Source organism: Chryseobacterium sp. 1B4 (assembly GCF_036631475.1).
Classification (GTDB): Bacteria; Bacteroidota; Bacteroidia; order Flavobacteriales; family Weeksellaceae; genus Chryseobacterium.
In genome coordinates, this window is sequence record NZ_JAPNUF010000007.1 from 90774 (window position 1) to 116033 (window position 25260).

The window sequence follows — 25260 nt, forward strand, 5'->3', positions numbered from 1 at the left end:
TCAGTATATATGGAAATTTTAAAACAGATCCTTTCATCGGATTTAGGCTCATCATTCAATGATGCTTCATTTCTGGTTTTCCGGGTACTCCTTGCCATTCAGCTGTTCAGAGTGCATGGTTTAAAGAAATTCAGGCTGGAAAACGGACAGAGGGAAGTGATTCCAAATCCTCTGGGATTGCCTGATCAACTCAATGCCATCGTTGCATCATTGGCCGATCTGGTGGTTCCGTTTCTGATCATTTTAGGATTGGGAACCAGGCTTGCGGTTTTACCGACAATCGGGGTGACGGCTATCGGATATTTTGTGGTTCACAGAAAAGATTCACCGGAAGTGCGGGACGTTCCTTTCATGTACACCCTTTCCCTGTTACTGGTTCTTGCATTGGGAGCAGGAAGATATTCACTAGATTATTACATATTAAATACATTATAAAATGAAAACTTCAATCGGAATTAAAAACGAAAATTTAGCAAAAGTTGCTGAAGTATTGATTACCACTTTAGCAGATGAATTTGTATTGTATACCAAAACAAAAAAAGCGCACTGGAATGTGGAAGGACCGGACTTTTACAATAAACACCTGTTTTTCGAGGCACAATACGGACAGCTGGACGACATCATCGATGATCTGGCAGAAAGAATCAGAACACTGGGACATTACGCACCGGCCACTTTAAGAGAATATCTTGCATTAACGCATTTGTCTGAGCATCATCTGGAATCGAATGACAGCCTGACTTACATCAGGGCACTTCTTTCCGACCATGAAAGTATCATCATTCATCTTCGTGAAAATATTGAAAACTTCGCTGTCGAATTCCGTGATTCAGGGACAAGTGACTACATCACAGGATTACTGGAAACTCATGAGAAAATGGCCTGGATGCTCCGTTCACATTTACAATAAAAAATGGAAGTAAAACATAATATCGGTTTTGTCACCTTATTGTTAACCATGATTGCCGGATATTGCGATACCGTGACTTTTGTATCGGCAGATGCCCTTTTTTCGGCCCATGTTACGGGAAACTTTATTGTCTTTGCCTATCAGTTTGTGAAAGGATCGGATATTCATGCCTGGGTAAAGCTGCTTACTTTTCCGGTCTTTATTCTTGCGGTTATGGCAGGAGGAAGAATCGCCGGGAAAGTCATCAACCATTATACCCTGTTGTTCTGGGAAGGAGCATTGCTTTTGTCGGCCGGAATTATTGTTGCCGTTTTCAGTTACTATGGAACATTTTCAGAAACCGTGATGTATACTGTGGCTATGATTACCGTTTTTGCAATGGGACTTCAGAATGCTTTCGGAAAACTCTATGCAAAGGAAACCCATGGCCCGACTACGATGATGACAGGAAATGTAACCCAGGCCTCCCTGGATTTCGGAACGCTGTTGTCAAACGGTTTTCACCACCCTGATGCATGGGCAAGCCTGAAGAAGCAGCTGGTTACCATACTTGGATTTCTGGTAGGCTGTTTTTTAGGGGCTTATGCAGGAAAACAATATGGGTTGGTAACATTGGTTTTACCCGGACTGGCAATGATCATCTGCTATTTTTACCACCGTAAAAACTAGCACAGGACTATGGCAGATTACAGGATAATAGATTACCTTTAAAAAATGAATTTCAGTCTTTATTTTTTATCTAAAAATCTACTTAAAATAGTATGTTTTTCGTTGATTTTGATGTTTTCATGCAATATAAAAGCACAGACTCAAGAAAATCCTGCACTGTTGAGAAAACAGATTTCCTCTTCCGCCAATACCGCTCAGAAAATCACTTTATTGCTGCGCCTGAGTGACTATTACATTACCAAAAAAGGAGAGTTGAAAACTGATCTCGACAGTGCCGCTATTCTGAACAGACAGGCAAAAGCACTCAATATGAAATCCGGGGATCCGATGTCTGCCGGAAAAATCATCTTTCTGGAGGCTAAAATAGATAAAGAAAGAGGCCGCAAAACGATTGCTTTTTCCAACATGAAACAGGCGCTTTCTTATTTTGAAAACCATCATTTTAAGGAGCAGGCCGGAGAAGCATACAATGAATTATCATATATGTATGACAATAAACCTGAATACTTTGATACTAAAATCAAACTGAAAGAAAAAGCATTGGAACGTTTTAAGAATTCAGGATCAAAACTGAATCAGGCAGGCGTTTTAAAAGATCTTGGTGAGCTTTACTACATCAAAGAAAATTCTGATAAGGCACTGGGCTTGCTCAGGCAGTCCCTGTCTGTTTATCAGTCCGTTAAATTCAAAGAATTGCAGAGTGTTTATAATCTTATCTCCCAGGTCGAAATTCAGAAGGCAGATTATGAGGAAGCACTCCGTTATGGTCTTCTGGCAGAAAAAACAGCCGAAAGTGTGAATGATTATTCTTTGCAGATGTGCTCTATTTACAGCAATATAGGAATGGTGTATTATTATCTCCGTAAGAATGACGATGCCATGAAGTATTGGGAAAAATCACTGGCCACGGCAAAGAAAAACAAAGATAACAGCTACATCAGAACGGTGGCCAATAATATTTCTACCATGCTGATCAGGCAGAAAAAGTTTAAGCAGGCCATTACCATGATTCAGGAGTACAGAGAAAAGTATCCCATTGTAGACAAGGATTTTGAAATGTCAGAAAACTATATCCTGTTCAGTACCTACACTATTTTAAAGCAGTTTAACCAAGCTGAGGTCTACTACAAAAAACTGGTAGCCTATTACGGTGAAAATGCGGAAAAAAATAACCAGCAGGCCTCATTGCTGCGAAGCTTTGTTTTCTATCATTACCAGACCCGGAACTTTGATAAAATGTACCGTGAAGCCAGACTTTTTGATTCAATTGCTAAAAATAACGGAAATGATATGCTTCGTTCGGAAAATCATTTAATGTGGTTCAAAGCAGATTCCATACAGGGAAAATACCTTGATGCCATACAGCATTATCAGCTGTACAAGAAACTTTCCGATTCTGTTTTTAACGGTGAAAAAAGCAAGCAGATCAACAGTCTTAAAATTCAGTTTGAGACGGAACAGAAAGATAAAAACATTCAGCTGCTGACCCAGAAAGCCAAACTTCAGGATATTAAGATTGCCAATGACACCTTTATCAGATATGTTTTCATCGGGAGTATTCTGGCGCTGATCCTTTTTGCTGCTTTGCTGTATAACCGTTCAAGGTTAAAAAGCAATGCCAATAAAAACCTGGAACTGAAACGTAAGCAGATTGATGAACAGAACGAACAGCTGAAAAAATTACTTTCCGAGAAAGAATGGCTTTTAAAGGAAATCCATCACAGGGTTAAAAATAACCTGCAGATTGTGATCAGCCTGCTGAATACACAGTCCGCTTATCTCGACAATGAAGATGCCCTGATGGCTATCCAGAACAGCCAGCACAGAATGCATGCGATGTCCCTGATCCATCAGAAGCTTTATCAGTCTGACAATCTTTCAATGATTGACATGTCATGGTATATTTATGAGCTGATTACCTATATCAAAGAATGTTATTCATCTGACAGGAAAATTAATTTTACAGTGGATACCGATAAAGTGTTTCTTGATGTGGCACAGGCCGTTCCGATGGGATTGATCGTCAATGAAGCAGTCAATAATGCCGTAAAATATGCGTTTCCGGATGACCGCAAAGGTGAAGTTTCTGTTTCATTTAAAAATACCGGTGAAAACCTTTGTGAACTGAAGATTTCAGATAATGGAGTAGGACTTCCGGAAGATTTTAATATCGAAGAAACAGAATCTTTGGGGATGAATCTGATGCGCGGGCTTACCGATCAGCTGGACGGAACCTTCCATCTCGAAAACAAAGGTGGCTTAAAAGTCACCATTACCTTCAGAAAAAATACAGAAATAACTCCTTCAAATTAAAGGCTGATTATTATGAAAGAAAAAATATTAATTGTAGAAGATGAATTTATTGTAGCCAATGATCTGAAACTGATGCTGATGAAAGCCGGTTACCAGGTTACGGGCATTGCATCTTCAGTGGTTCAGGCCAGAAAACTGATTGCAGACAACAAGCCGGATTGGGTACTTCTTGATATCATTTTAAAAGGTGACCTCACAGGAATTGATCTTGCCTGGGAACTGCGTGAGATGAACCTGCCTTTTCTTTATATTTCAGCCAATACCAACCAGTCTACCCTGGAAGCAGTAAAGGAGACACAGCCCTACGGGTTTATGGTAAAGCCTTTCCGGGAGCGTGATATGATTGTTATGCTTGACATTGCCAGATACCGCTATGATATGGAAAGAGGCTGTGAATTGTGTACTGATACCGGAAATAACGAAGTGATTGAAGGAATTATCGGGAAAAGCAAGGTACTTCTGGATGTTGTTGAAAAAATAAGAATAGTCGCTCCTACAGATACCTCTGTTCTGGTGGTCGGGGAAAGCGGAACAGGTAAGGAAAAAGTGGCTCATTCCGTTCATGAGCTTTCAGACCGCAGCGCTCATCCTATTGTTGTAGTCAACTGTGCTGCACTGCCGCATGCGCTTATCGAATCCGAGCTTTTCGGGCATGAAAAAGGAAGCTTTACCGGAGCCAATACATTGAGGATCGGAAAATTTGAACAGGCTAATGGAGGAACCGTCTTCCTGGATGAAATAGGAGAGCTTCCATTGGATTCGCAGGTTAAACTGCTGAGGGTTTTACAGGAAAAGAAATTGAACGGCTGGGAGGAAATAATACGATTAAAGTAAACGTAAGAATTGTTGCAGCAACCAACCGTTCCCTGGAAAAAGAAGTGGCGGAAGGAAGATTCAGGCTGGATTTGTATTACCGTTTGAATGTATTTCCTATTGAGCTGCCTCCGTTGAGAGAACGAAAGGAAGATATCGTATTGCTGGCCCATTTTTCCTGAATAAATATGCGGCTTCCTCAAGAAGAAATATTACATCCATCAGTGAAAAAGCGCTGGAGCAGCTGCTGAATTATCACTGGCCCGGAAATATCCGTGAGCTGGAACATCTTATTGAAAGAAGTGTTCTTCTGGCTAAAACTACGGAAATAGAAAACTTTGATCTGCCTCAGATTATTGAAAAACCTACAGAAACACAGAGTCCGCTGAAATCATTGGAAGATATGGAAAGAGATCATATCATGAGTGCGCTTCAGACTTCCAACGGAAAAGTTTCCGGACCCGGCGGTGCTGCAGAGCTGCTGAAAATACAAGCTCAGACTTTATATTCCAAAATGAAAAAACTGGGAATTGATAAAGGGTATAAATAATCCCGGGCAAAGCTAGCCGGAGACCATATTTTCTTTCAATTTTCAATAATTACTCTTCAAATAATTGAAGATACCATCATTATGTCTTTACACAAAATATCAAATCATAAATCAATCAGGTAATTATGGAAAAAGAAACGCTCAGAATAGAAGGATTCAGCGATGGTGTTTTTGCAATAGCCGTTACGCTTTTGGTGCTGGATCTTCATTTTCCTGAAGAACATTCAATACAGAACGGGAATGATCTGCTGGTCTTTCTGAAGAATCAATGGCCGGCATTTCTGGCATTTATCCTTTCATTTTTCAGCATTTTCATCATGTGGGTGAATCATCATAAGATTTTCAAACAGATCTACAGCCGGAATTCCGCAATTATGTTTGCCAACGGGCTGATCCTTTTCCTGGTTTCGGCAGTTTCTTATCCTACCGCTTTGCTGGCAAGGTATTTTGATGGTGAAGCCTCTTCTGTTGTTGTGGCACTTTATACCGGTATTTTTGTTCTCATCAATCTTGCTTACAATTTATTATGGTTTCTGGCCACCCGGAATAAAAAACTTTTACGCCCCGGCATTACCGATGCTGCCATAAAAAAGATCCGTAATAATTACTTATACGGGCTTCCTATTTATATTATTGCATTAATCCTGTCATTCTGGATCCCGGCAGTTTCCCTGATGATCATTTTAGGACTTTGGATTTTCTGGGCGTTGTCTTCAGGAAAAATAGAAATGGGGCTTGACAAACATTATTCAGATTCCCTGAAATAGTGCTTTTTCTCTATTCCAAGTTTCTGCATTTTTGATACCAGCGTTGTTGGTGGTAATCCCAGCAGTTTCGCAGCACCTGTTTCCCCGAAAATACGGCCGTTACATATTTTGATTATTTTTAAAATATATTCCTTTTCAAACTCCTGCAGCGTTTTAACCTGAAAATCCTGATCCGTATTTTGATAATTGATAATTGTTGGAAAATCCATTTCCCTGATCATATCTCCTTTTGCAGTCAGCATGCTTCTTTCAACAATATTTTCCAGCTCGCGGATATTACCAGGCCATGGATTGGCGGTCATCATTTTTATGACTTTCTGAGAAAACCTGTAATCTTTTTGCCTGTCTTTGAATATAATTTTTCAAGAAAATAATCTGCCAGCAAAGGGATATCTTCTTTTCTTTCCCGCAAGGCAGGAAGATGGATAGGAAATACATTCAGCCTGTAAAAAAGATCACTTCTGAACCGTCCTTCCGCCACTTCTTTTTCAAGTTTCCTGTTGGTAGCCGTAATGATCCGTACATTTACTTTTATTCTTTTGTTTCCACCGATTCTTTCAATTTCTTTTTCCTGGAGAACTCTCAGAAGCCTTGCTTGTAATTCCAGGGGAAGTTCACCAATTTCATCCAGAAAAATAGTGCTGTTATGGGCCTGTTCAAACTTCCCTTTCCGCTGCTCAGTTGCTCCCGTGAAGCTTCCTTTTTCATGCCCGAAAAGTTCGGATTCTATTAAATTGGCAGGAATAGCCGCACAGTTTATCCTGATCATCTTCTTCCCCGAAAATTCTGAAAGCTCGTGAATTGCCTGTGCTATAAGTTCTTTTCCCGTACCCGTTTCTCCAAAGATAATCACATTGGATTGTGATGGAGCTGCCTGCGAGATCTGTTCGAAAATAAGCTGCATGGCTTCACTTTGCCCCACAATTCCCTGAAAGCCGTGTCTGCTTTTCTTTTCTTCTTCAGTTTCTTTCGGAAAATTCCGGATATTTCCCTGAAATGTTTTCAATTGCTCCTGAACATCAATATTATGAAGGGTAATGGAAAGCTGGGTAGAAATGGCGTTTAAAATCCTTTCCGGAATACTGTCTCTTGACATAAAGCTTCTGTAGAAAAGGAAAAGTACATTTTTACTTTCACTGACAGCCGGAAGTCCCAATCCGACAGCCATCCGCATTCCCGAATTTTTAGCTTCAGTAAAACAGGAAGGAAGAGGTGACCCTTCTTTAAGATCAAAAAGCAGCGGTTCTGCGGAATCAAGACAGTTTTTTAAATACCTGTCAAGCTGTTGATCTGTGGTATGGTTCTGATTTTCAATCCGGCCGCCGAGTATTTCAATAGTTCCTTTTACATCCCTGATAATCATACAATCATTGAATCCCAGTTCAGTTTTGAAAGATTTATGGATAACAAACTGAAGCTGTTTCTTATCTAAAATGGTAGAAAACTCTTTGGTTAAACGGGAAATCATAAGCTGTTCTTTCTGCATGTCCTGCAGGCGTTTCATCATTTCTGCATTGGGATCAGAAGGCTTACTCATAGAAATTCTTACTTGAAAGTTTAAAGATAGGAAAAATTGAAAAGATTTATATATGAGTGATTACAATCCCTGAAATAAAAGTTTAACCTTTATTTGTTAAGTGTATGGTAAGACATTAAGAATAGTAAGATGATCTCTGTTTTAATCATAAGAAACCGAAGGCTGAAGCTAAAGTGGACATCTTTACCCATTCTTTACACTTACAATAACTAAAGTGTCTGAACTTTTGTGCCTTTTGTGGATGAAAATGATTGAAATAAAAAAGATGAACTTTAAAGGTTCATCTTCAGTATATTGAGAAAAGATCTGTTTTTAAGATATGATAAATTCCAAGAGGTCTTTATTGATAGTCGGATGCTCTGTAGTCGGCATACCGTGAGGGAAACCAGGATAGGTGATCAGCTTTCCGTTCTTTAATAATTTAATGGATTTTAATGCTGCATTGGCAATGGGAACAATCTGGTCATCTTCACCATGCATCACCAAAACAGGAATATCCACAGCTTTTAAATCTTCGGTTAAATCGGTTTCTGAAAAGGCTTTGATCCCGTCATAATGAGCAACAATGCCACCCATCAGTCCCTGTCTCCACCAGTTTCTCTGTACTCCGTCTTTTACATCAGCACCTTCTCTGTTGTAGCCATAGAAAGGGAAAGTCAGGTCAAAATAAAATTGGTTTCTGTTGTTCATCGTCTGTTCCCTGATGTTGTCAAAAACTTCCATAGGAACGCCGTCAGGATTGTTTTCACTCTTCACCATTACCGGTGGAATGGCACTGATAAGAACTGCTTTCTTAGCTCTTCCATTGGAATATTTGTTGACATAACGGATTACTTCACCACCACCTGTTGAGTGTCCGATGTGTACAACATCTTTCAGATCTAAGAATTCAACCAGTTCTGCGGCATCAGAAGCGTATTGTTCAATAGTGTGATTGTAGATGTTCTGGCTGGAGCGTCCGTGGCCTCTTCTGTCGTGGGTAACCACTCTGTAGCCTTTCTGTAAAAAGAAGATCACCTGTGCATCCCAATCGTCTGATGATAAAGGCCAGCCGTGGTGAAACATTAATACAGGTCCCTGCCCCTGATCTTTGTAAAAAATTTCTGTTCCGTCTTTTAATGTTAATGTGCTCATGTTGTTTATTTTTAATGTTATGAATTGATTTTGTTTAAATATTTTTCTGATTAATAGGCAGTATTTTCACGTACCAGCTGAAAAAGGTCTTCAGCACCGCCATTGAATTTATTTCCGTTAATGAAAAAAGAAGGTGTTCCGTTTACGCCGCTGATGATACCGCTTTCAAAGTCTGTATCTACTTTTTCTGCCAGTTCCTGCTTATGGATATCCGCTTTGAACTGGGGAATGTTGAGTCCCAGTTTTTCTGCAAGTCTTAGCGGGAGACTGTCATCCAGATGAGCCTGGTTTTCATAAATAGCATCATGCATTTCCCAGAATTTTCCCTGCAAAGCTGCGGCTTCTGCTGCCAGCGCTGCCGTTCTTGCATACTGATGCATTTCTGACAGCGGAAAATTTCTGAATATAAATCTGATCTGATCTCCGAATTCCTTCATTAATTCTTTAAGGACCGGATAGGCTGCTCCGCAGTAAGGACACTGATAATCCCCGTATTCTACAATGACTAAGCCGGCATCTGAGTTGCCCTGAGTGTGGTCAGCACTGCTGACTGATGGTTTAAGTGACATAATTATTTCGTGTTAAGGTTTTCTAATGCTTCTAAAATTCCATCTGCGCCAGGATTGATGGCGGTGGGAGAGAGGTAGCTCCATTCGATGATGCCGTCTTTATTGATGACAAAAAGGGCTCTGTTGCATTCTCCTTCTTCGTCATTGTAAACACCATATTTCCTGGCTGTTTCTCCCTTGGCTTCAAAATCTGCAAGCAGTGGAAAGTGCAGGTTTCTTGATTGTGAAAATGCCAGGTGGCACCATTTGCTGTCTACGGAGATTCCGAAAATCTCCGCATCATATTTTTTGAAATACTTCAGCATTTCGTTGTATAATGCCATCTGGTCACTACACACCGGGCTCCAGTCTGCCGGGTAAAATGCAAGGATAACATTTCGTCCTCTGAATTCGGATAAGGTAATTTTCTGGTCCGGGGTTGCAAATAATGTAAAATCAGGGGCAACCGTATTTTTTTCTAGCATAGGATTAGTTTTTTAATGGTTGGAATTGGTTTTGGAATTATTTTCCAGGTTTGATGAATACTTTCGTTTGCGGAAACTTCTCTATTTTTCCTTCTTTCAGTCCAAAATTGGTGATGACCACATCTTTCGGGTTTCCTGCCAGCCACTCGCTGATATCAATGGATTCGTAGGTGCCGCTGTTAAATCCGATTAAGACTTTACAGACCGTATCTCCTGTATTTTTGATATAATGCCCGGCTCCCATAGGTACATAGCCTACATCACCTGCATTGAACTGCTCCGTCACAGAAACTCCTTCTGCCAGGAACACCGACATTTCTGCCTGTCCGGAGATAAAATACTGCCATTCGTCCGCATTGGGATGCCAGTGCATTTCTCTTAAAGCACCGGGCTGCAGTTCCAATATAGAACCCGCCATTGTGGTGCTGATCGGAAATTCCTTACGGGTAACCAATCTTTGCAGACCACCACCGGGAATGATTCTTGGCTGCTGGGAATGCAGAGGATAGCGGTGCAGGCTAGTCAGTTCAATATCTGATTCCTCGGGACGGGCTGCAGCATTCACGGACAGTTCATCCGGAACAACTCCTGCTGCGAAGTAAACCTCTTTCTGCGGAAGTTCTGCCACTTCTTCAAGGCTCAGACCTAAATTCTGTGCAACGATTTCAGGAGGCATACTTGAAACAAAATCTGTAACGCTGAAGGTATGGTCTTCTGAAAAATTACCGTTGTCAAAAATCAGGATAAAATGACATTCTTCTGTTCCTGTAGCCTGAATGGAGTGTCCGTAACCTTTTGGAAAATACCAGACATCACCCGGCTCAAAATTATCAGTATAACTTCGTCCGTCCGGATGGATAATGGTGGTACGTACCGTTCCTGAAATCACATACGCCCATTCTGCGGCATTGGCATGCCAGTGAAGTTCTCTCATGCTTCCGGGCTGTAATCTCATGGAAACTCCGGCAATACCTACAGAAGCAGGGAATTCTTTTACGGAAGCACCTCTTGTTGTTCCACCGTCACTGGTACGCGGTTCTTTTTTTCTAATTCGTATCTGAAACTTAATGATGATGGATTCATAGTATTGTTTTTTGTGATTAATTCTTTTTGCTATTGTAAAGCTACTCCTGAATTTTACTTTTACCTGATGTCATTCGGTGAAAAGGCAAAATGAGTCGTTGAGGATATAGAGGTTCTGCCATTTTTTAAAAAGGCTGGTTATATTGACCTGTCAGTGCTTTATTTTCAATGCTTTTTGCAAAATTCGGGGTTTCCTCATGATTATGGGCGTCAGAAGCTGCCTGTCTGGATGCAGCGGCATCTGCAAGGTTGATTCCGTGTTCTTTCAGATATTCAAACATTTCGGGAGTGGCTGTCGCATGAATTTCATTGGTGTAAAGACAGGTCTTTTCATCAGTCTTTGTTACTTTCAGTTCCCATAAGACCTGAACTTTTGTACGTCCGTTTTTTGTAATTGAATCAGAGATGGAAAGCATGCGGCAGTAATCGGGACGGTGAACATCTGCAACATAATGCTGAACCATCAGTGCATCTCCGATCGTTTCTACATTTAAAGACACTGGCTTACCGTCAAAAGTAACTGAAATAGCAGCTCCGATATGCTGGGTAGAGCAGCGTTGGTATTCCGCGTCCGGCAGATTAAGCAGCCAGTCTGCGATATTCACTTTTTCAATGGGTGCATTGATGATGGCGTTTACACTTGAATGCGATAAGGTATTTTCGGGAGTTTGTAAGATTTCCATAATAATTGATTTTGATTGTTTATCTTATTGATGATGTAAAGCTACAACCCGGTCATTTTAATTTTGCCTGCTGTTCGGTAAACAGGCGGAAAGTGTCGTTGAATAAACTGGTGATGTTCAAATGGTAACAGGGCGAACGTTCCTGAAAACAAAAAAATCACTGTGGGTTACAGTGATTGATATGAATAATTTTTAAATGGGGCTATTGATACAGCCATTTTTTGATCAGTCTGGTATAATTGGGCATCACGGCAAATACCATCAGAAAAACAATAATTCCGGAATTGATGAATCCGTCAGAATAATGATTGGCTGGAATATGTAAATACCGTAAAACAGGAATTATTAAAGCAGGAATAAGTACAGACAGCGGGTAAATAGCTGACCAGGTTGCCAGAAACTGTTTCCAGCGTACCGGAACCTTATTGCCTTCATTTTCTGCAGTAAAAAGAAAATCCAACCCGGATCTGATCTGGTAATGATCATTTTTTCTGAACAGCGGACTGGCTTTCTCAATGAGTTGTTTCCGGTCCTCTGATTCTATCCACATTTTAAGATGGTTTATCGTATCAAAACGGATAATGACGGTATATACAAAAGTCAGATCAGGAATCGGACGAACGATCTGAAGATCAATAAAACCTTCAGAATGTTTGGTAACAGGAACAATTTCGTCCAGCCATTTTTCATACTGTGATTGTTTACCATCCAGAATATGATGGGTAATCACTACGGAGGCGCCTTGATTTTCCATAACTGATTTTTTAAGGTTTTATTTAATACGCTCTTTTATACTGCCAGGGAATTTCTGTTTCAGTACCTAATGCTTTAGCAGAATGGATGGCAAAATAAGGATCTCTCAGATGTTCCCGGGCGATGATCACCAGGTCAGCATCTCCGTTGACAATAATATCATTGGCCTGTTCTGCTTCTGTAATCATTCCGACAGCTCCTGCCAGAATCCCGGTCTGCTCTTTAATGGCTTTTGCAAAAGGAACCTGATATCCCGGAAACACTTTATCCTTGCTTACATTGGTAAATCCTCCGCCGGATGCCGTAATGAAATCTACACCATTTTCTTTAAGAATTTCCGAAAGTCTGATACTGTCTTCCAGAGTCCAGGCTTCATCCGATTCTATATAGTCAACGGCAGAAATTCTTACAAAAAGAGGCATTTCAGCAGGAATAACTTTTCTGATTTCCTGAACAGTTTCTACAAGAAAACGGATCCTGTTCTCAAAACTTCCGCCATATTCATCCTGTCTTTTATTGATTACTGCAGAATAAAACTGATGAAATAAATAACCATGGCCTGCATGAAGCTCAATGGTATCAAAGCCTGCTTCAATGGCACGAAGGGCTGCCTTAATAAACTTCGTCTTCAGTTCCTGGATCTCATCAATCGTGAGTTCTTCTGCAAAAACTCCGTTGAATTCGTGGGCAGAAGAAGATTTCACCGTCCAGCCTCCTTCTTCCGGAGTAAGCGGTTTCATTCTGTCATTGGGATGCTTCAGGCTTCCTTTTCCTCCGGCGTGCCAGAGTTGAACTCCTATCTTTGCGTCCTGCTCGTGGATGAAATTCACAATGTTTTTCCATGCATTTTCCTGTTCATCGTTCCAGATTCCTACATCAGATAATGTAGCCAGACCTTCTTGTGAAACGGCGGTACATTCTGTAAGAATTAATCCCGCTCCGCCCACTGCACGGCTTCCGAGGTGGACAAGGTGCCAGTTGCCGGGAACTCCGTTTTTTGCACTGTATTGCTGCATGGGAGATAATGCAATCCTGTTTTTAAGGTAAGGTTGCGAATGTGTATGGGTGAAAATAAATTCATTTTTTTCTTTTTTAAATTGTTTTTGAAAATGCTTCAGCTTCAGAAACCGCCTCTGATAAAATTTTCTGTACTTCTTCAAGTATTTTTTGCAGATCAGAGCTTTCTGCTGAAGCTGTTTCAAGAATATCGAGTTTTTCCTTTAAAAGAGGATGTAATCCCATGATGGCAATGCTGGATTTCAGATCATGAGCCCACAGTTTAACACCGGCAAAATCCAGATTTTCATAGGCCGTTGTCAGTTTCTGTACATGGTTGGGAATGTTTTCAATAAACTGTTGGGTAACCATTTGTTCGAAACTTCTATCACCACCGCTTACGGTCTGCATATAAGTGAGATCAATATACTGAAAGCCGGATGATGGATTTTCAATTTTCTTTTCGTTTTTATTCTTTTCTTTAAACCCGAATTTGGAAATCAGCATAAACAGTTCTTCTTCATTAACAGGTTTGGAAATGTATTCGTTCATCCCGCGGCTCAGGCATCTTTCTCTTTCGCCTGCCAGCGCATGGGCGGTCATTGCAATGATCGGAATATCCAACCTGAGTTCTTCCCGGATTTTCTGGGTAGCTGTATACCCGTCCATGTGCGGCATCTGTATATCCATTAAAACCAGGTCGCATGCATTGCTTTTGAGATAACTGACTGCTTCAAGACCGTTCGATGCCATATGAAAATCAATATTCCATTGGGAAAGCAGATGCTTCATCAGGCTTTGATTAATGACATTATCATCAACCACCAGAACTTTCAGGGGGTTGGATTTATCTTTAAAATAATGCGGATCAGCGGCTGGCAGCACGGTAAGCTGCTCTTCAGCAATTCCGTAAGGAATATAGAAATGAAAGGTAGTTCCTTTCCCTTGTTCACTGCTTACTTCTATATTTCCGTTCTGCAGGAGAATTAAGCTTTTCACGATGGATAAGCCTAGCCCTGTTCCTCCATAATTTCTTGTCGTCGAATCTTCTCCCTGGTTGAATCTTTCGAAGATTTCAGTAAGCTTTTCTTTGTCGATTCCAATTCCCGTATCTGAAATTTTAAATCCGAGAACTGCGTCTTTCTCCGTCTGCTGTTTACTGTAGATTTTAACAAAGATATTTCCCTGATGGGTAAATTTTATGGCGTTTCCGATGAGGTTTACCAAAATCTGCGTCAGTCTTGTGGCATCTCCTACCAAAGTATCAGGAATGGAAGGGTCAATGGTACTTGAGAGGGTAAGTCCTTTCTCTCTGGCCCGTTCTGTAAAAAATGTTTCTACGGAATTGACCAGTCCGTTGATGCTGAAAATTCCGGGGGTAATGCGCATCATTCCTGCCTCTATTTTGGATAGATCAAGAATGTCATTGATGATGGCCATCAGGTTTTCCCCGGAACGTTGTATGGAAGAGACAAATTCTGCTGAAGTTTCATCCAGAGGACGTTTTTGCAGTAAATTGGTGAAGCCAAGAATCCCGCTTAAAGGAGTCCTGATTTCGTGGCTCATATTGGCAAGGAAATTTTCCTTGGTTTGTGCTGCTACCAATGCTTTTTTCTCGGCAATATCAAGTTCGTTTATGAGTAATCTCTGACGTTTAAACTGTCTGAGGATGTGATAACCTACGACAGAACCGCTCAAAATCAGTAAGATCAATATTGAAATATCATAAAATCTTGCTTTTTGTCCCATTTCTTCACTTTTCTGGCTGAGTTCAACCATATTCAGCTTTCTGCTTTCATATATTTTAGCCGTGATGCTGGTGATTTCATTGGAGATCTTCCTGGCACGCGGGTTGGCAATGGAGGTATTGTCGTCCATATTTCCAACGGACAGATAACGGTGCAGAAGCTTGTCTTTGGTTGTCTTCTTTTCCATGGCAAGAACGCTTAACCGGTGGATCAGCTTTTCTTCTTCAGCATTTACATTGTCTTTGGACAGAGAATCCAGAAAATTTTCAATCTGACTGATTTTTTGATCGATGCCTTCGAGATGCGTGGTGTCATTCGTTGCAATGGAAGCTCTGATTCTGCTTTCCACGCCCAGAATATCACGGTCAATCTCCCGTAAATGATTGCTGGAACGTAATTCGCTCAGCAAGGTATTGTTATTCTGAATCAGCGCCTTGGTATTGCCTGCAGAATTGAGCTGAACAGCTATCAACAGGAGTGAGCCTGCAATAAATGTCAGGATAATAAAATAGCTGAATCGCTTGTTATCCATTACTGAAGATATATTTTTCATAATAACGGTCTGATTTAAAATAAAATACCGATAAAGGTTGATTAAACCCTAAACTATTCAGGGATTGAGATCAAAAAACGAAGTCAGATTTCTGATGGCCGGCAACGGCTAAAAGACATTCATTCTGGTGTTGAGAGCTTTCCTGTAGGCATCTGCCACGGGAATGAATTTACCGTTGATCATAATACCGCCGTCCTGAAGGGTGTCAATTTTACCTACAGAAACAATGTAGGAACGGTGGACTCTTATAAAATGATCCTTAGGAAGACGTTCTTCAGCAGTTTTCATTTTACCGTGAATGGCAAACATCTTTTCTTTGGTGTAAAACTTTACATAATCACCCATGGCTTCTGCATAGAAAATATCATCCAGCTTTAAGCGCCTTGTAATATTGGAATCCCTCACGAAAAGGAATTCATCCCTTGTGATTTCCACATTTTCTTTTCTGCTTTCAAGAATCGTCTGCGCTTTGCTTACTGCCTGCAGAAATCTTACCGGCATAATGGGCTTCAGAAGATAATCTGCAATATTAAGCTCAAAGGCTTCCAGTGCATATTCCTTTTTTGAGGTCGTGAAAATAATGATGGTCTCTTTACCGGAAAGGGTTTTCGTGAGCTCAATCCCTGTCATTTCCGGCATTTCTATATCGAGAAATATCAGATCGACTGAATGGGCCTGAAGATAATGGTAAGCATCTATGGCACTGGAAAACTCGCTGACAATGGAAAGATCCGGAACCTGTTTCGCGAGGTGGGCTAATGTTGTTCTTGCAATATCATTATCATCCACGATTAAGGCTTTCATAGGTATAGTTGTTTATGATTTACACAAAGATAATTATAACTTTTTTATTTTGTGTTATCTGAAATAGGAACGGATCATCCATGCCATTTCTTCATGGGTTTCCATCAGTCCTGTAATAAAATCGCTGGTACCGTAATCTTTATAGGTTTCTGCAAATGGAGTGATATTTCCGCGAAGAAATTCGATGATGCTTTCATGATCGCTTAACAGATCTTTCATGTATCCGAGACCGTCATTTGTTCTTTCGCTGTATTCCGTTAAATGGGTCAGTTCCAGGTAGATTTTCATAGTCGCCGGTGCATAATGCCCGATTTTACGCATCCGTTCTGCAACGCTGTCCATCAGTTCATCCAGCTGTTTGTACTGTTCTTCAAAGAAAATGTGGTTGGCATGGAAGTTATCTCCGGTTACATTCCAGTGGGCATTTCTTGTTTTGATGTAAAGAATCGTTTCGTCTGCCAGTAATTTTGCTAATTGCTCTGCAACGGCTTCAGTGTTTTTTTCTGTAATTCCGATTTTTGTTTTCATAATAATAAGATTTTAGTTGAACATTATTGCCTTTTTCTGATGTAAAGGTCTGTAATAACACAACAAAACTGTCTGAAATTTCGATGAACGGGCAGAAAGACTCGTTGAACGGGCGGGCAGATTCTCTGGGCTTTATACGTTGATATCTGAAATAGAAAAAACTTATCGGTATATTGTACTTTACATATGCTTTAAAAATAAATTTGCATTCTTTTTTCACCTTTGAACATAAAAATTACTAAAGCAATAGAATACTTTATGATAAATAACCAGTTTATTACTGAAAAATTTGGATTCCTTGGATCAGACTTTATCCGTGAACTTGAAAAATGCTGTGTAATCACGGATATACAATCTAAAACGGAGATCGTAGGCCCGGGACAAAGGATTCATTATGTACCCATTCTGATCAAAGGTTCTGTAAAGGTTTTTACCCTTAACGAAGGAAGAGAGCTTTTATATTATTATATGAAGCCGGGGGAAAGCTGTATTATGACCTTTGCTTCCATATTCAAAAACTGTATAAGTTCCGTATATGCTTATGCCGAAGAATCATCCAAAGCACTCCTGATTCCTGTTTCCAGCCTGCTTACGCTGATGAGCAGTTTTCCGGGGATGAATAATTTTTTCTATAATGAATACGACAGCAGGTTTACTGCGCTGATGAACATGGTGAATGATGCTGTTTTTCATAAACTGGATACCAGAGTATTTAATTATATCAGCCAGCGTTCTGTTATTACCGGATATAATCCTGTAAAAATTACCCATAAAAATATTGCATCAGCTTTGGGAACATCCAGAGAAGTGATAAGCCGTGTTCTTAAAAAGCTCGTTAACGAAGGGAAGATTATCCAACACAAAACGGCTATTGAGATAATAGCCGTGAAAAATGGAAATGAATCATCATTGAATATTGATTAATTTTTTAAATGCTTCCTTAAAAAAGCAAGACTTCCTTCAGCCAGCTCCTGCGCTTCATGGGGTGATTGCTGCCATAAAGAAACCTTTTCCTGCATTCCCGGAATTGAGGAACTGAAATTTTCAAGAACCAGATTCCCTTCAAAATTGATTTTTTCAATGCCGAGAAGAATTCTTCCCAATTGATAGTGCCTTCTCCCGGCATCCCCCGGTGAGACTCTGTAATATGGATGTGCTTCAGCATTTTTCCGGAATTGATGATCGGGTCATAGAAATTCTTTTCCTCGATATTCATATGGAAGGTATCAAGGTGAAGGAAGAGATTATTTCTGCCCGTTTTCTTAATAAGTTCCAGGACATTTTCTGCTGTATTGCAGACATAGGATTCATAACGGTTTATAGGCTCTATGGCAATATCTATATTTTTTGTTTGGGCATAATCTGCCACATCGCACCATACTTCAGCAATGATTTCTTTTTCGTTTTCTGTGAGTGGTTTTCCTGTAAAAACACCGATTCCGCTATGCAGGACACCAGCCAGCAGATGGGTTTCCAGTTCATCAACTTTATCAATTGCTTTTTTGATAAGTTTTTCCGCAGCTTCAGGATAGAACGCAATATGAGCATCTTTGGGAAGATTCAGTGAACAGACGGCTTCCAGATGGTTGTCTTTTAGCTGTCTTTTTACGGTGGCCGCATCAAAATCCATTGATCCGGGCAGCAGTATTTCGATCAGATCAAACCCGGCCTGTGCCGTTTTTTCTATCGCATATTTTCCTGATGCTGCATTCCATAACGGAGTCATCCAGGAGAGCAGAGAAGCTCCTAATTTTATATTCATTATTTTATTTATTTTAATTTAAAAAATCCACCATTCTGTGCGTATTCCGAAATAAGTGCCGAATCTTTTGGCTCCTGACTGCTGTAAAAACGGTGAGTAAAGACTGTTCATAGCCTGATCATTATACCTTGATACTTCTGCAATAAAACGGATGTGAGGTCTTGCCCAGACACTTCTTTCCGCCGTAGGAACAATGGTGGGAGCCAGAACAAATTTCATCATCGATGCTGCATCCTGCGTTCCGTTTTTACGGGTTGCATAGTGAAACTCGGAGAGAATATGGAACCAGTTGTTATAATAATAAGTGGCCCTGATTCCTGTATTAAATTCTGTTTTCCTGTTGAAAATTTCACGGCTATAATAATCCGGAGCTTTATCAGTACTGCCTGATCCTCCTTTACTTTTGGTAAAAACAGCATAGGGATTAAGCGACCAGCGATTAGAGATGTTCCAGAGGAAATGTTCAACAACCGTAAAAGAGTAAGCTCCTTTGTATGTTTTTGTCACCTCATCAGGAGCTCCGTAGGTGCGCCAGGTCTGTGTATTTCCATTATCGCCTCCATTGGCAATTCCGGTCCCGTATCTTACAGAAAGCTGATTGAATGAACCCGGAATTGCTGTTGCCATATCGGTATTTAATTTAGCCCCAAAAACCCATCCCTGATCCGACGGGTATTGCTCCACGGAATTTTCCCCTGACTTTTCTACATGATGAAATTCCGCCAGTAATTTGAGCTTGTGCCTTGTATTTTTAAATGGCAGCGTCTGTTCCAGGACAAAAACTTCCCTTTGCCTGTAGATCAGGTTTTTTGACCCGCTGATCACATTGGTGTAGGAATAGGAGTGGAGTTGCTGGCCGCAGTATCAATAGCTGCCGGGAAAAACATTGAAAACCTGGTGTTTTTATGCCTTACGCCCCAACCGGTTGCAGAATGATCATCAAAATAAAAGTAATCGGCAATGTGAATGTCATCATATCTCAGCCATCTTGATCCGGCCCAGACATCCCAGTCACTTCCCATAATGTTTCTTGCTTCAACAAAGGCTTCCGGCAAGGCAATAATCATCCCCTGATTGGATTTTGAATCTACATTTCCCAGAAAAGTTCCCCCTGAATAAAAACTCAGCCTCGCCTGCATATCGATCTTTGTACTTTTTGTACTGTCACCGTTTACCACCGGACTAAAATGGAAAGCAGGTAAAAAATCTACATAATCTCCCTGATCCATTCTGCCTCCTAAAGATCCCTGGTTGTTCAGATTCAGTTGTCTTCCTGTCTTTCCATCGGCATTTGGAGAATAACCTGCTCCGATTCTCCCGGTTGTACCAAAGGAAAATTTCTTATTGGTTATTGTGATCTGGGCATTAATTCCCCTGCCGGCGCATACAAGTAAAATGCACCAGACTAATAAAAGCTTTATTTTCATAGGGATTATTTAAGTGTTTTGGGCTTGTAGAATTTTAATGCAAATAATAAAATAACAACATAGCAGAGAATAGGAAGGAGGTAGGCATGTGCAATATCTTTTTCTGCAATTCTACCCATTATCGGAGGAAAAACAGCACCTCCAAACATCGCCATAACCAGGAATGATGAAGCCTGCTGAACTTTTGAACCTAATCTTTTAAGCCCAAGACTGAAAATAGTAGGATACATTACACTCAGGAACAGGTTGAGCAAAATAAGGCTGATAAATGATACCCATCCGAAACTCTGTGAAATAATAACGCACAGAACGATATTACAGGCTGTAAAGATCGCCAGCAGTTTGTTGGGAGCAATGAATTTCATCAGGAAGGTTCCGATAAATCTTCCGATCATCATCATTGCCATGCTCAAAGAAAAATAATAGGAAGCCTGTATCTCCGGAAGGTGCATTTTTTCGACACCGTAATTGATAAAATAAGCCCATGTTCCACCCTGTGCGGCAATATTGAAAAACTGGGCAATGACTGCAAATATAAAATGCCTCTGCTTATAAAGCGGTGCATGAGGATCTGATACGGAAACATCTTCTCCTTTTTCATTTTCTGAAATGATGATATCTTCCGCATGAGGATCTTTAAGGTCCGGCACTCTGATAAAGCTGAAAATAATGGTAATCGCGAGAATGACAATCCCAATCCATGTATAAAGATTTTTTACTGAATCCAAAGATCCTGATCCGGAATCAGGCGTCCCGAAAATGAAATATCCTCCCAACAAAGGGCCGATAATGGCTCCCAAACCATTAAAAGACTGGGCGAAATTAACTCTCTGATCACTTGTTCTTTCATCCCCCAAAGCGGCTACAAAAGGGTGGGCTACCGTTTCAAGGGTTGCCATTCCCATTGCAAGAACAAAAAGAGCCAATCTGAAAAAGTTAAATGAAGAGGTATCTGCTGCAGGGATAAACAAAAAAGATCCCAAAGCGAACAGTGACAGCCCTAAAATAACTCCCAGCTTATACCCGAACTTTTTCATAAATAATCCTGCCGGAATGCCCATAAGCGCATAAGCCCCAAAAATGGAAAGCTGCACCAGCCCTGATTTGGACTTCGAAATGTGAAGCACATTCTGGAAATGTTTGTTCAGGACATCGCCCATGGTAAGGGCAATGGCCCAGAAAAAGAACAGAGAGGTAACAAAAGAAAGGATGATATAGTATTTCTTATCTGTAAATTTTGGAGTATTCATATCGTATGTTTTTAAGAGGTTTTACAGCTGTTTTTTTCTCTGAATGCCTTGAATTCTTCATAAGTATAATCAGGGCATGCCCCTGGTTTCGAAGTGATAAAAGCACCCAGTGATGTGGCCTGTTTCATGATCTCTTCCGGGGATCTTCCCTGAATTCTTTTAGACAGGAACCCGGCCAGAAAAGAATCTCCGCTGCCCACGGTATCTGCAATTTCAATATGAACTGCCGGAAAATTATAGGCAGTATTCCCCACAAAATATCGGGCGCCTTTACTTCCTTTGGTAAGGACAATTTCATTGAGGGTAAAATAGTCCTGAAGATGTCTGATGCTCGTATCTTCGTCAATATACTCTTCACCCAGGTATTCAAGGATGGTTCTGAGTTCTGCCTTATTCATTTTAACAAGGTCAGCTTTATGCAATAATTTTTTAATGAATTCAAAATCAATAAAAGGAGGGCGGAAATTAACATCAAAAACCCTGAATTTTGAGTATTCCAAAAGCTCGAGCAGGGTATTTTGGGAAGCTTCACTTCTAGTGATCAGACTTCCAAAAACAAAAGCTTCTGAGTTCTGTATCAGTTCCTTATGTTCCGGCAAAGGCTGGATATAGTCCCAGGCAACATCCTGCACAATATCATATGCTGCCTCTCCATGCTCATCAAAATCGGCAATGACAGTTCCTGTGGCTTTTTCCTGGTCTACCTGTATGAAATCTGTTGTTATTCCCCAATCCTGAATCTGATGAAGAAGGCGGTGCCCTAATTCATCATTTCCTATACGGCTTAGCATTTTGGTATCAATTCCCATTTTGAAAAGATTATAAGCAACGTTAAATGGTGCTCCGCCAGCTCTGGATCCGGTAGGGAAGATGTCCCACAAAACCTCTCCAAAGCAAACTACATGGTTGAATTTATTTGTTATCATATTAGGTTAAACGTTTAAGTTGTTATTTAAAAAAAGTTTTTATATCAGATTAATTATTTTAAAGATGCTTTAGCAACCAGTTTTGCGGATAATGTTACTCTTTTTCCGGTTGCCGTATAATCCGTGATTTGCCCGTCCAGAAGCTTAATAGCCTCTTCTGCCATTTCTTCAATTGGCTGCTGGATGTAGGTAACCTCCGTAGGAAAAAGGTCATAGGCATCCGTTTCATCAAATGCGATTACAGATACCTGCTCAGGAACTTTTATATTGTTTTTCACGAGGTAGGAAAGCCCCGCTACCGCAAGTTTATTACTGGAAAAATAGAGTGCTGTATTTTCAGGTTTTTTTCCCAGGCTTTTTCAAGCTGCACATGTACCTCCTGGGCAATATTTTCCAGTCCTACCAGGAGATATTGTATTTCAGCTGATTTTTTGGAAGAGCTTACCGCTTTTTCAAAACCATGCCGGCGGTCAAGCAGATGCGGGAGTTCAGTTTCATAGCCCACGTAGATCATTTTGTCAAAATCCTTATTAAGGAGCAGGCTGGCTGTATGCTCTGCGATCTCCTGATTATCAATGGTAATTCCGGGAACAGAAATACCTTTAAGGTACCTGTCAATCGTTACAACAGGGTATTTAAGCTGAATAAGGTTTTCAAGTGTTTTTTCTGATCCTGCTACAGGCGCAACGATCATTCCATCCACCTGCTGCTGTGAAAAGAGCCCAGTAAGCTTTTCAAATTTTTCTGCATTTTCATCAGAACTGCCGATGATGAGGGTATAGCCCAGCTTTAACGCTTTATCTTCAAGATTCCTTGCCATATGCGAGTAGAAATCGTTGGAGATATCTGCAACGATGAGCCCCAGCAGCTTTGTCTTATTGGTTTTAAGGCTTTTTGCGATCTTATTGGGAGTATAGTTAATCGTTTCAGCAATTTCAAAAATTTTTTCCGGGTCTCCTCGCTGATGCGCTGTCCTTCCTTTCGGTTGAGAACATAAGATACTGTGGCTACGGAAACTCCTGCCAGCTTAGCTATATCTTTAATGGAAGACCTTTTCATTTTAATTTTTAATGCACAAAAATATTTCAGAAAATAGTAAAAAAACAATAGCTGTGTTTTTTTGGTGGTTTCAGAAAAAAGTGTAATTTAGCGCAATTTTTTTAAATGATTTAATTATTTATATGTCAGATAGTTAGGTATTTTCGGTTGTTTTTAATGTGAACAAATTGTTAACTGATTCATTCAGGCTGGTTAAATTTGGTTAAACGTTTATCCTTAAAATTTTTAAATTAAATTATAAACTGCTAAAGATGTAAAATTTTCAACCGGATTTCGCCACAGTTTGATTATAGGTCAGTATATCTTTGAGACTGTCTTCTGAAACTGAAACTGCAGAAACAGGAAAACAGCCTCCTGTAAATTAATCTTAAAGATCAATTTATTTCTTTGCTTTTAAAGTCAGATTATCCATATAAACGGCCTGATGTACTCCATTCAGTAAAACTTTCAACCCCAGATGGGAATCTTTTTTTAATGAAATGGTATATGTTTTTTCTCTCCGGTTATTTTTGAAGGTTTGGTGATTGAAGCATATGACTTGGCATCTGAAGGACTGCCTACTGAAAAAAGTTCCAATGTTGTGTCCCCTCCATTATCTGAAAGGTCAAGAGAGAGGGTATAGGTACCTGCTTTAATTTCCGGGGTTACCAGGTACATATTTTCTCCGGGATTGTTCATGGAATAAAATATAATCCTTTTATCACTTGCGTACAGCATAGCTTTCCCGGACTGTACAGTCCAGCATTTATTGATATCTTTCCAGGTATCAAAGTTTTCTGTAAGATCAGATACCGGTTTACACTGTGCGTTTGCCTTCAGAAATCCTCCGGCAACAGCTATTCCCATCAGTACGATTTTTTTCATGTATTATTTTTATTTATAATGAGTAAAAATAAAGAAAAAAGGGATACGGAATGGTGATATTTTTATGATTTAAATTAGCTGCTGAAGATGATTAATCAATAAAGCATAACTGATTTTGGTTAAGAAAAAGTTGTTTAAACTTTACAAAACCATACAAGTCACAAAAGGTTTCATTGTAAAACACTTGAGTTCACTAAAGTAAGTTTAAAATGATACCGCAGAAAAGTTCACACAAGATGAAATCAAAGATTTTCACAAAACTGAAGTGCACTCATTATGTATAAAGCTTGGCTCTAAAAACTTAAGTGTTTAAACTTAAGTGTTTAAAAATAATGAATATAAAACTTTAAACGGTTCCAAACATAAAATAAGCTTCCTGTTAAAGAAAGCTTATCTGATTTCAAGTAAGATGTAATTATAAACAAAACTCAAAAATAAGATTAATAGGATCAGATCATTATGAGTGTGATCATATTCAGTAATGATCGTTGAAATTATGGTAATATTATTTTCATTGTCCTTACTGATTTATTAATGTCATTGAGAAAAATCAGAATAAGAATCTTAACTTAGATTTAATCTTAAATAAAACATGAAAAACATGAAAAAAATACTATTTTTTATCATCACAATAACAAGCATAACCTTTACAAAAGGACAAACTATTGAATCAGGCAGCCGAAGTACCATCGGATACATTAAAAGTGACGGCACAATCGAAAATAGCAGTCATGCGGCCACAGGTTATATCAGAAACGACGGAACGATTGAAAACAGCAGCCATTCAACGATTGGATATATCAGAAATGATGGGACCATTGAAAACAGCAGCCGTTCTACAGTAGGTTATGTGAGGGAAGACGGAACCGTAGAAAACAGCAGCCGTGCTACTTTGGGATATATTAAAGATGATGGAACAGTTGAAAATGCAAGCCGAAGTACGATAGGGTATGCCCGCGGGATAAAAAAGAATGGGTGGCTGTAGTCTATTTCTTTTTTAAGCTCTAGAAGAAAATTTTGTTGCCGGACAGCTTTATTGTTTCTGATATTTTTTTGCTTTTTATATGCTTAAAGCCTTTTGTTGGCTTGCAAATTGAT

General features: G+C 39.9%; 29 protein-coding genes and 2 pseudogenes. 10 read left to right on the forward strand and 21 right to left on the reverse strand.

What is annotated here, in order from left to right:
• Positions 1-9 precede the first annotated feature (9 nt).
• The 8 genes and pseudogenes from OWR28_RS09580 to OWR28_RS09610 all read left to right on the forward strand — a co-directional run bounded on the left by OWR28_RS09580 (position 10) and on the right by OWR28_RS09610 (position 6022).
• Positions 10-435, forward strand: a complete 426-nt coding sequence (locus tag OWR28_RS09580; RefSeq protein WP_332386443.1) for a DoxX family protein — start codon at positions 10-12, stop codon at positions 433-435.
• A 1-nt stretch (position 436) separates the two neighbouring features.
• Positions 437-910, forward strand: a complete 474-nt coding sequence (locus OWR28_RS09585) for a Dps family protein (protein ID WP_123899386.1) — start codon at positions 437-439, stop codon at positions 908-910.
• A gap of 3 nt (positions 911-913) precedes the next feature.
• Positions 914-1579, forward strand: coding sequence for a YoaK family protein (locus tag OWR28_RS09590; protein ID WP_332386444.1), 666 nt, complete (start codon positions 914-916; stop codon positions 1577-1579).
• Between the two features lie 159 nt (positions 1580-1738).
• On the forward strand, positions 1739-3892 hold the full coding sequence (locus OWR28_RS09595) for a histidine kinase dimerization/phosphoacceptor domain -containing protein (protein ID WP_332386445.1): 2154 nt from the start codon (positions 1739-1741) through the stop codon (positions 3890-3892).
• Between the two features lie 78 nt (positions 3893-3970).
• A pseudogene (locus OWR28_RS09600) lies at positions 3971-4770 on the forward strand (sigma-54-dependent transcriptional regulator); the annotation flags it as partial.
• A gap of 155 nt (positions 4771-4925) precedes the next feature.
• Positions 4926-5030 (forward strand): annotated as a pseudogene (locus tag OWR28_RS26935) (AAA-type ATPase lid domain-containing protein); the annotation flags it as partial.
• A 78-nt stretch (positions 5031-5108) separates the two neighbouring features.
• Complete coding sequence (locus OWR28_RS09605; protein WP_332386446.1) at positions 5109-5255, forward strand: helix-turn-helix domain-containing protein; 147 nt, start codon at positions 5109-5111, stop codon at positions 5253-5255.
• A gap of 125 nt (positions 5256-5380) precedes the next feature.
• Positions 5381-6022, forward strand: coding sequence for a TMEM175 family protein (locus tag OWR28_RS09610; RefSeq protein ID WP_332386447.1), 642 nt, complete (start codon positions 5381-5383; stop codon positions 6020-6022).
• Here the strand turns inward: OWR28_RS09610 and OWR28_RS09615 are convergent.
• The 12 genes from OWR28_RS09615 to OWR28_RS09670 form a co-directional block, all read right to left on the reverse strand.
• Positions 6001-6327 (reverse strand): AAA-type ATPase lid domain-containing protein, encoded by a 327-nt coding sequence (locus OWR28_RS09615; RefSeq protein ID WP_332386448.1) that lies wholly within the window; start codon positions 6325-6327, stop codon positions 6001-6003. The two genes, OWR28_RS09610 and OWR28_RS09615, sit on opposite strands and share 22 nt — an antisense overlap.
• 2 nt (positions 6328-6329) lie before the next feature.
• A complete protein-coding gene (locus OWR28_RS09620; protein WP_332386449.1) occupies positions 6330-7559 on the reverse strand; it encodes a sigma 54-interacting transcriptional regulator in 1230 nt (409 codons plus the stop codon).
• A 312-nt stretch (positions 7560-7871) separates the two neighbouring features.
• The gene (locus OWR28_RS09625; protein ID WP_332386450.1) at positions 7872-8693 is read right to left on the reverse strand and encodes an alpha/beta hydrolase; all 822 of its coding nucleotides are present in this window, start codon (positions 8691-8693) and stop codon (positions 7872-7874) included.
• A gap of 50 nt (positions 8694-8743) precedes the next feature.
• Complete coding sequence (locus tag OWR28_RS09630) at positions 8744-9262, reverse strand: thioredoxin domain-containing protein (RefSeq protein ID WP_332386451.1); 519 nt, start codon at positions 9260-9262, stop codon at positions 8744-8746.
• A gap of 2 nt (positions 9263-9264) precedes the next feature.
• On the reverse strand, positions 9265-9726 hold the full coding sequence (locus OWR28_RS09635; RefSeq protein WP_123899497.1) for a redoxin domain-containing protein: 462 nt from the start codon (positions 9724-9726) through the stop codon (positions 9265-9267).
• 37 nt (positions 9727-9763) lie between these two features.
• On the reverse strand, positions 9764-10843 hold the full coding sequence (locus tag OWR28_RS09640) for a cupin domain-containing protein (protein WP_332387437.1): 1080 nt from the start codon (positions 10841-10843) through the stop codon (positions 9764-9766).
• A gap of 91 nt (positions 10844-10934) precedes the next feature.
• Positions 10935-11492, reverse strand: a complete 558-nt coding sequence (locus tag OWR28_RS09645) for a hypothetical protein (protein WP_332386452.1) — start codon at positions 11490-11492, stop codon at positions 10935-10937.
• Positions 11493-11694: 202 nt separating this feature from the next.
• The gene (locus OWR28_RS09650) at positions 11695-12246 is read right to left on the reverse strand and encodes a putative antibiotic biosynthesis monooxygenase (RefSeq protein ID WP_332386453.1); all 552 of its coding nucleotides are present in this window, start codon (positions 12244-12246) and stop codon (positions 11695-11697) included.
• Between the two features lie 22 nt (positions 12247-12268).
• Positions 12269-13405, reverse strand: coding sequence for an NADH:flavin oxidoreductase/NADH oxidase (locus tag OWR28_RS09655; protein WP_332386454.1), 1137 nt, complete (start codon positions 13403-13405; stop codon positions 12269-12271).
• Positions 13338-15521: an ATP-binding protein gene (locus OWR28_RS09660; RefSeq protein ID WP_332386455.1), complete on the reverse strand. Its 2184-nt coding sequence runs from the start codon at positions 15519-15521 to the stop codon at positions 13338-13340. The genes OWR28_RS09655 and OWR28_RS09660 overlap by 68 nt, the downstream gene beginning before the upstream one ends.
• Positions 15522-15650: 129 nt before the next feature.
• Positions 15651-16346 (reverse strand): LytR/AlgR family response regulator transcription factor, encoded by a 696-nt coding sequence (locus OWR28_RS09665; protein WP_332386456.1) that lies wholly within the window; start codon positions 16344-16346, stop codon positions 15651-15653.
• A 54-nt stretch (positions 16347-16400) separates the two neighbouring features.
• Positions 16401-16874, reverse strand: coding sequence for a Dps family protein (locus OWR28_RS09670; protein WP_332386457.1), 474 nt, complete (start codon positions 16872-16874; stop codon positions 16401-16403).
• A gap of 258 nt (positions 16875-17132) precedes the next feature.
• Here OWR28_RS09670 and OWR28_RS09675 point away from each other — a divergent pair, with 258 nt between their 5' ends.
• Entirely contained in the window at positions 17133-17798 is a 666-nt protein-coding gene (locus OWR28_RS09675) for a Crp/Fnr family transcriptional regulator (RefSeq protein ID WP_332386458.1), read from the forward strand.
• A 16-nt stretch (positions 17799-17814) separates the two neighbouring features.
• On the opposite strand, the gene OWR28_RS09680 is transcribed toward OWR28_RS09675, so the two are convergent.
• From OWR28_RS09680 to OWR28_RS09720, 9 genes are all read right to left on the reverse strand, one after another.
• Positions 17815-18636, reverse strand: coding sequence for a sugar phosphate isomerase/epimerase family protein (locus OWR28_RS09680; protein ID WP_332386459.1), 822 nt, complete (start codon positions 18634-18636; stop codon positions 17815-17817).
• 18 nt (positions 18637-18654) lie between these two features.
• Positions 18655-19461 carry a carbohydrate porin gene (locus OWR28_RS09685; RefSeq protein ID WP_332386460.1) on the reverse strand — a complete coding sequence of 269 codons (807 nt, stop codon included), beginning with the start codon at positions 19459-19461 and terminating at the stop codon, positions 18655-18657.
• The gene (locus OWR28_RS09690; protein ID WP_332386461.1) at positions 19458-20063 is read right to left on the reverse strand and encodes a carbohydrate porin; all 606 of its coding nucleotides are present in this window, start codon (positions 20061-20063) and stop codon (positions 19458-19460) included. Before OWR28_RS09690 ends, OWR28_RS09685 begins: the two co-directional genes overlap by 4 nt.
• A 5-nt stretch (positions 20064-20068) precedes the next feature.
• Entirely contained in the window at positions 20069-21313 is a 1245-nt protein-coding gene (locus OWR28_RS09695; protein WP_332386462.1) for a sugar MFS transporter, read from the reverse strand.
• Positions 21314-21324: 11 nt separating this feature from the next.
• Positions 21325-22239: a carbohydrate kinase gene (locus OWR28_RS09700; RefSeq protein ID WP_332386463.1), complete on the reverse strand. Its 915-nt coding sequence runs from the start codon at positions 22237-22239 to the stop codon at positions 21325-21327.
• A 53-nt stretch (positions 22240-22292) separates the two neighbouring features.
• Positions 22293-22592: a substrate-binding domain-containing protein gene (locus tag OWR28_RS09705; RefSeq protein WP_332387438.1), complete on the reverse strand. Its 300-nt coding sequence runs from the start codon at positions 22590-22592 to the stop codon at positions 22293-22295.
• Entirely contained in the window at positions 22535-23059 is a 525-nt protein-coding gene (locus tag OWR28_RS09710) for a hypothetical protein (RefSeq protein ID WP_332386464.1), read from the reverse strand. Before OWR28_RS09710 ends, OWR28_RS09705 begins: the two co-directional genes overlap by 58 nt.
• Positions 23029-23298 (reverse strand): LacI family DNA-binding transcriptional regulator, encoded by a 270-nt coding sequence (locus OWR28_RS09715; protein ID WP_332386465.1) that lies wholly within the window; start codon positions 23296-23298, stop codon positions 23029-23031. The genes OWR28_RS09710 and OWR28_RS09715 overlap by 31 nt, the downstream gene beginning before the upstream one ends.
• A 471-nt stretch (positions 23299-23769) precedes the next feature.
• Positions 23770-24162 carry a hypothetical protein gene (locus OWR28_RS09720; RefSeq protein WP_332386466.1) on the reverse strand — a complete coding sequence of 131 codons (393 nt, stop codon included), beginning with the start codon at positions 24160-24162 and terminating at the stop codon, positions 23770-23772.
• Positions 24163-24763: 601 nt separating this feature from the next.
• Here OWR28_RS09720 and OWR28_RS09725 point away from each other — a divergent pair.
• Positions 24764-25147: a 5-fold beta-flower protein gene (locus OWR28_RS09725; RefSeq protein WP_332386467.1), complete on the forward strand. Its 384-nt coding sequence runs from the start codon at positions 24764-24766 to the stop codon at positions 25145-25147.
• Positions 25148-25260: the final 113 nt, after the last annotated feature.

Bases quoted from the DNA above. Each gene is read 5' to 3' on its own strand.
- OWR28_RS09585 (WP_123899386.1), top strand. From the start codon at position 437: ATGAAAACTTCAATCGGAATTAAAAACGAAAATTTAGCAAAAGTTGCT.
- OWR28_RS09720 (WP_332386466.1), bottom strand. From the start codon at position 24,162: ATGAAAAAAATCGTACTGATGGGAATAGCTGTTGCCGGAGGATTTCTG.
- OWR28_RS09630 (WP_332386451.1), bottom strand. From the start codon at position 9,262: ATGTCACTTAAACCATCAGTCAGCAGTGCTGACCACACTCAGGGCAAC.
- OWR28_RS09605 (WP_332386446.1), top strand. From the start codon at position 5,109: ATGGAAAGAGATCATATCATGAGTGCGCTTCAGACTTCCAACGGAAAA.
- OWR28_RS09710 (WP_332386464.1), bottom strand. From the start codon at position 23,059: ATGGCAAGGAATCTTGAAGATAAAGCGTTAAAGCTGGGCTATACCCTC.
- OWR28_RS09650 (WP_332386453.1), bottom strand. From the start codon at position 12,246: ATGGAAAATCAAGGCGCCTCCGTAGTGATTACCCATCATATTCTGGAT.
- OWR28_RS09700 (WP_332386463.1), bottom strand. From the start codon at position 22,239: ATGATAACAAATAAATTCAACCATGTAGTTTGCTTTGGAGAGGTTTTG.
- OWR28_RS09715 (WP_332386465.1), bottom strand. From the start codon at position 23,298: ATGAAAAGGTCTTCCATTAAAGATATAGCTAAGCTGGCAGGAGTTTCC.
- OWR28_RS09625 (WP_332386450.1), bottom strand. From the start codon at position 8,693: ATGAGCACATTAACATTAAAAGACGGAACAGAAATTTTTTACAAAGAT.
- OWR28_RS09675 (WP_332386458.1), top strand. From the start codon at position 17,133: ATGATAAATAACCAGTTTATTACTGAAAAATTTGGATTCCTTGGATCA.
- OWR28_RS09670 (WP_332386457.1), bottom strand. From the start codon at position 16,874: ATGAAAACAAAAATCGGAATTACAGAAAAAAACACTGAAGCCGTTGCA.
- OWR28_RS09620 (WP_332386449.1), bottom strand. From the start codon at position 7,559: ATGAGTAAGCCTTCTGATCCCAATGCAGAAATGATGAAACGCCTGCAG.
- OWR28_RS09660 (WP_332386455.1), bottom strand. From the start codon at position 15,521: ATGGATAACAAGCGATTCAGCTATTTTATTATCCTGACATTTATTGCA.
- OWR28_RS09725 (WP_332386467.1), top strand. From the start codon at position 24,764: ATGAAAAAAATACTATTTTTTATCATCACAATAACAAGCATAACCTTT.
- OWR28_RS09615 (WP_332386448.1), bottom strand. From the start codon at position 6,327: ATGATGACCGCCAATCCATGGCCTGGTAATATCCGCGAGCTGGAAAAT.
- OWR28_RS09610 (WP_332386447.1), top strand. From the start codon at position 5,381: ATGGAAAAAGAAACGCTCAGAATAGAAGGATTCAGCGATGGTGTTTTT.
- OWR28_RS09680 (WP_332386459.1), bottom strand. From the start codon at position 18,636: ATGAATATAAAATTAGGAGCTTCTCTGCTCTCCTGGATGACTCCGTTA.
- OWR28_RS09580 (WP_332386443.1), top strand. From the start codon at position 10: ATGGAAATTTTAAAACAGATCCTTTCATCGGATTTAGGCTCATCATTC.
- OWR28_RS09635 (WP_123899497.1), bottom strand. From the start codon at position 9,726: ATGCTAGAAAAAAATACGGTTGCCCCTGATTTTACATTATTTGCAACC.
- OWR28_RS09690 (WP_332386461.1), bottom strand. From the start codon at position 20,063: ATGAAAATAAAGCTTTTATTAGTCTGGTGCATTTTACTTGTATGCGCC.
- OWR28_RS09590 (WP_332386444.1), top strand. From the start codon at position 914: ATGGAAGTAAAACATAATATCGGTTTTGTCACCTTATTGTTAACCATG.
- OWR28_RS09645 (WP_332386452.1), bottom strand. From the start codon at position 11,492: ATGGAAATCTTACAAACTCCCGAAAATACCTTATCGCATTCAAGTGTA.
- OWR28_RS09695 (WP_332386462.1), bottom strand. From the start codon at position 21,313: ATGAATACTCCAAAATTTACAGATAAGAAATACTATATCATCCTTTCT.
- OWR28_RS09665 (WP_332386456.1), bottom strand. From the start codon at position 16,346: ATGAAAGCCTTAATCGTGGATGATAATGATATTGCAAGAACAACATTA.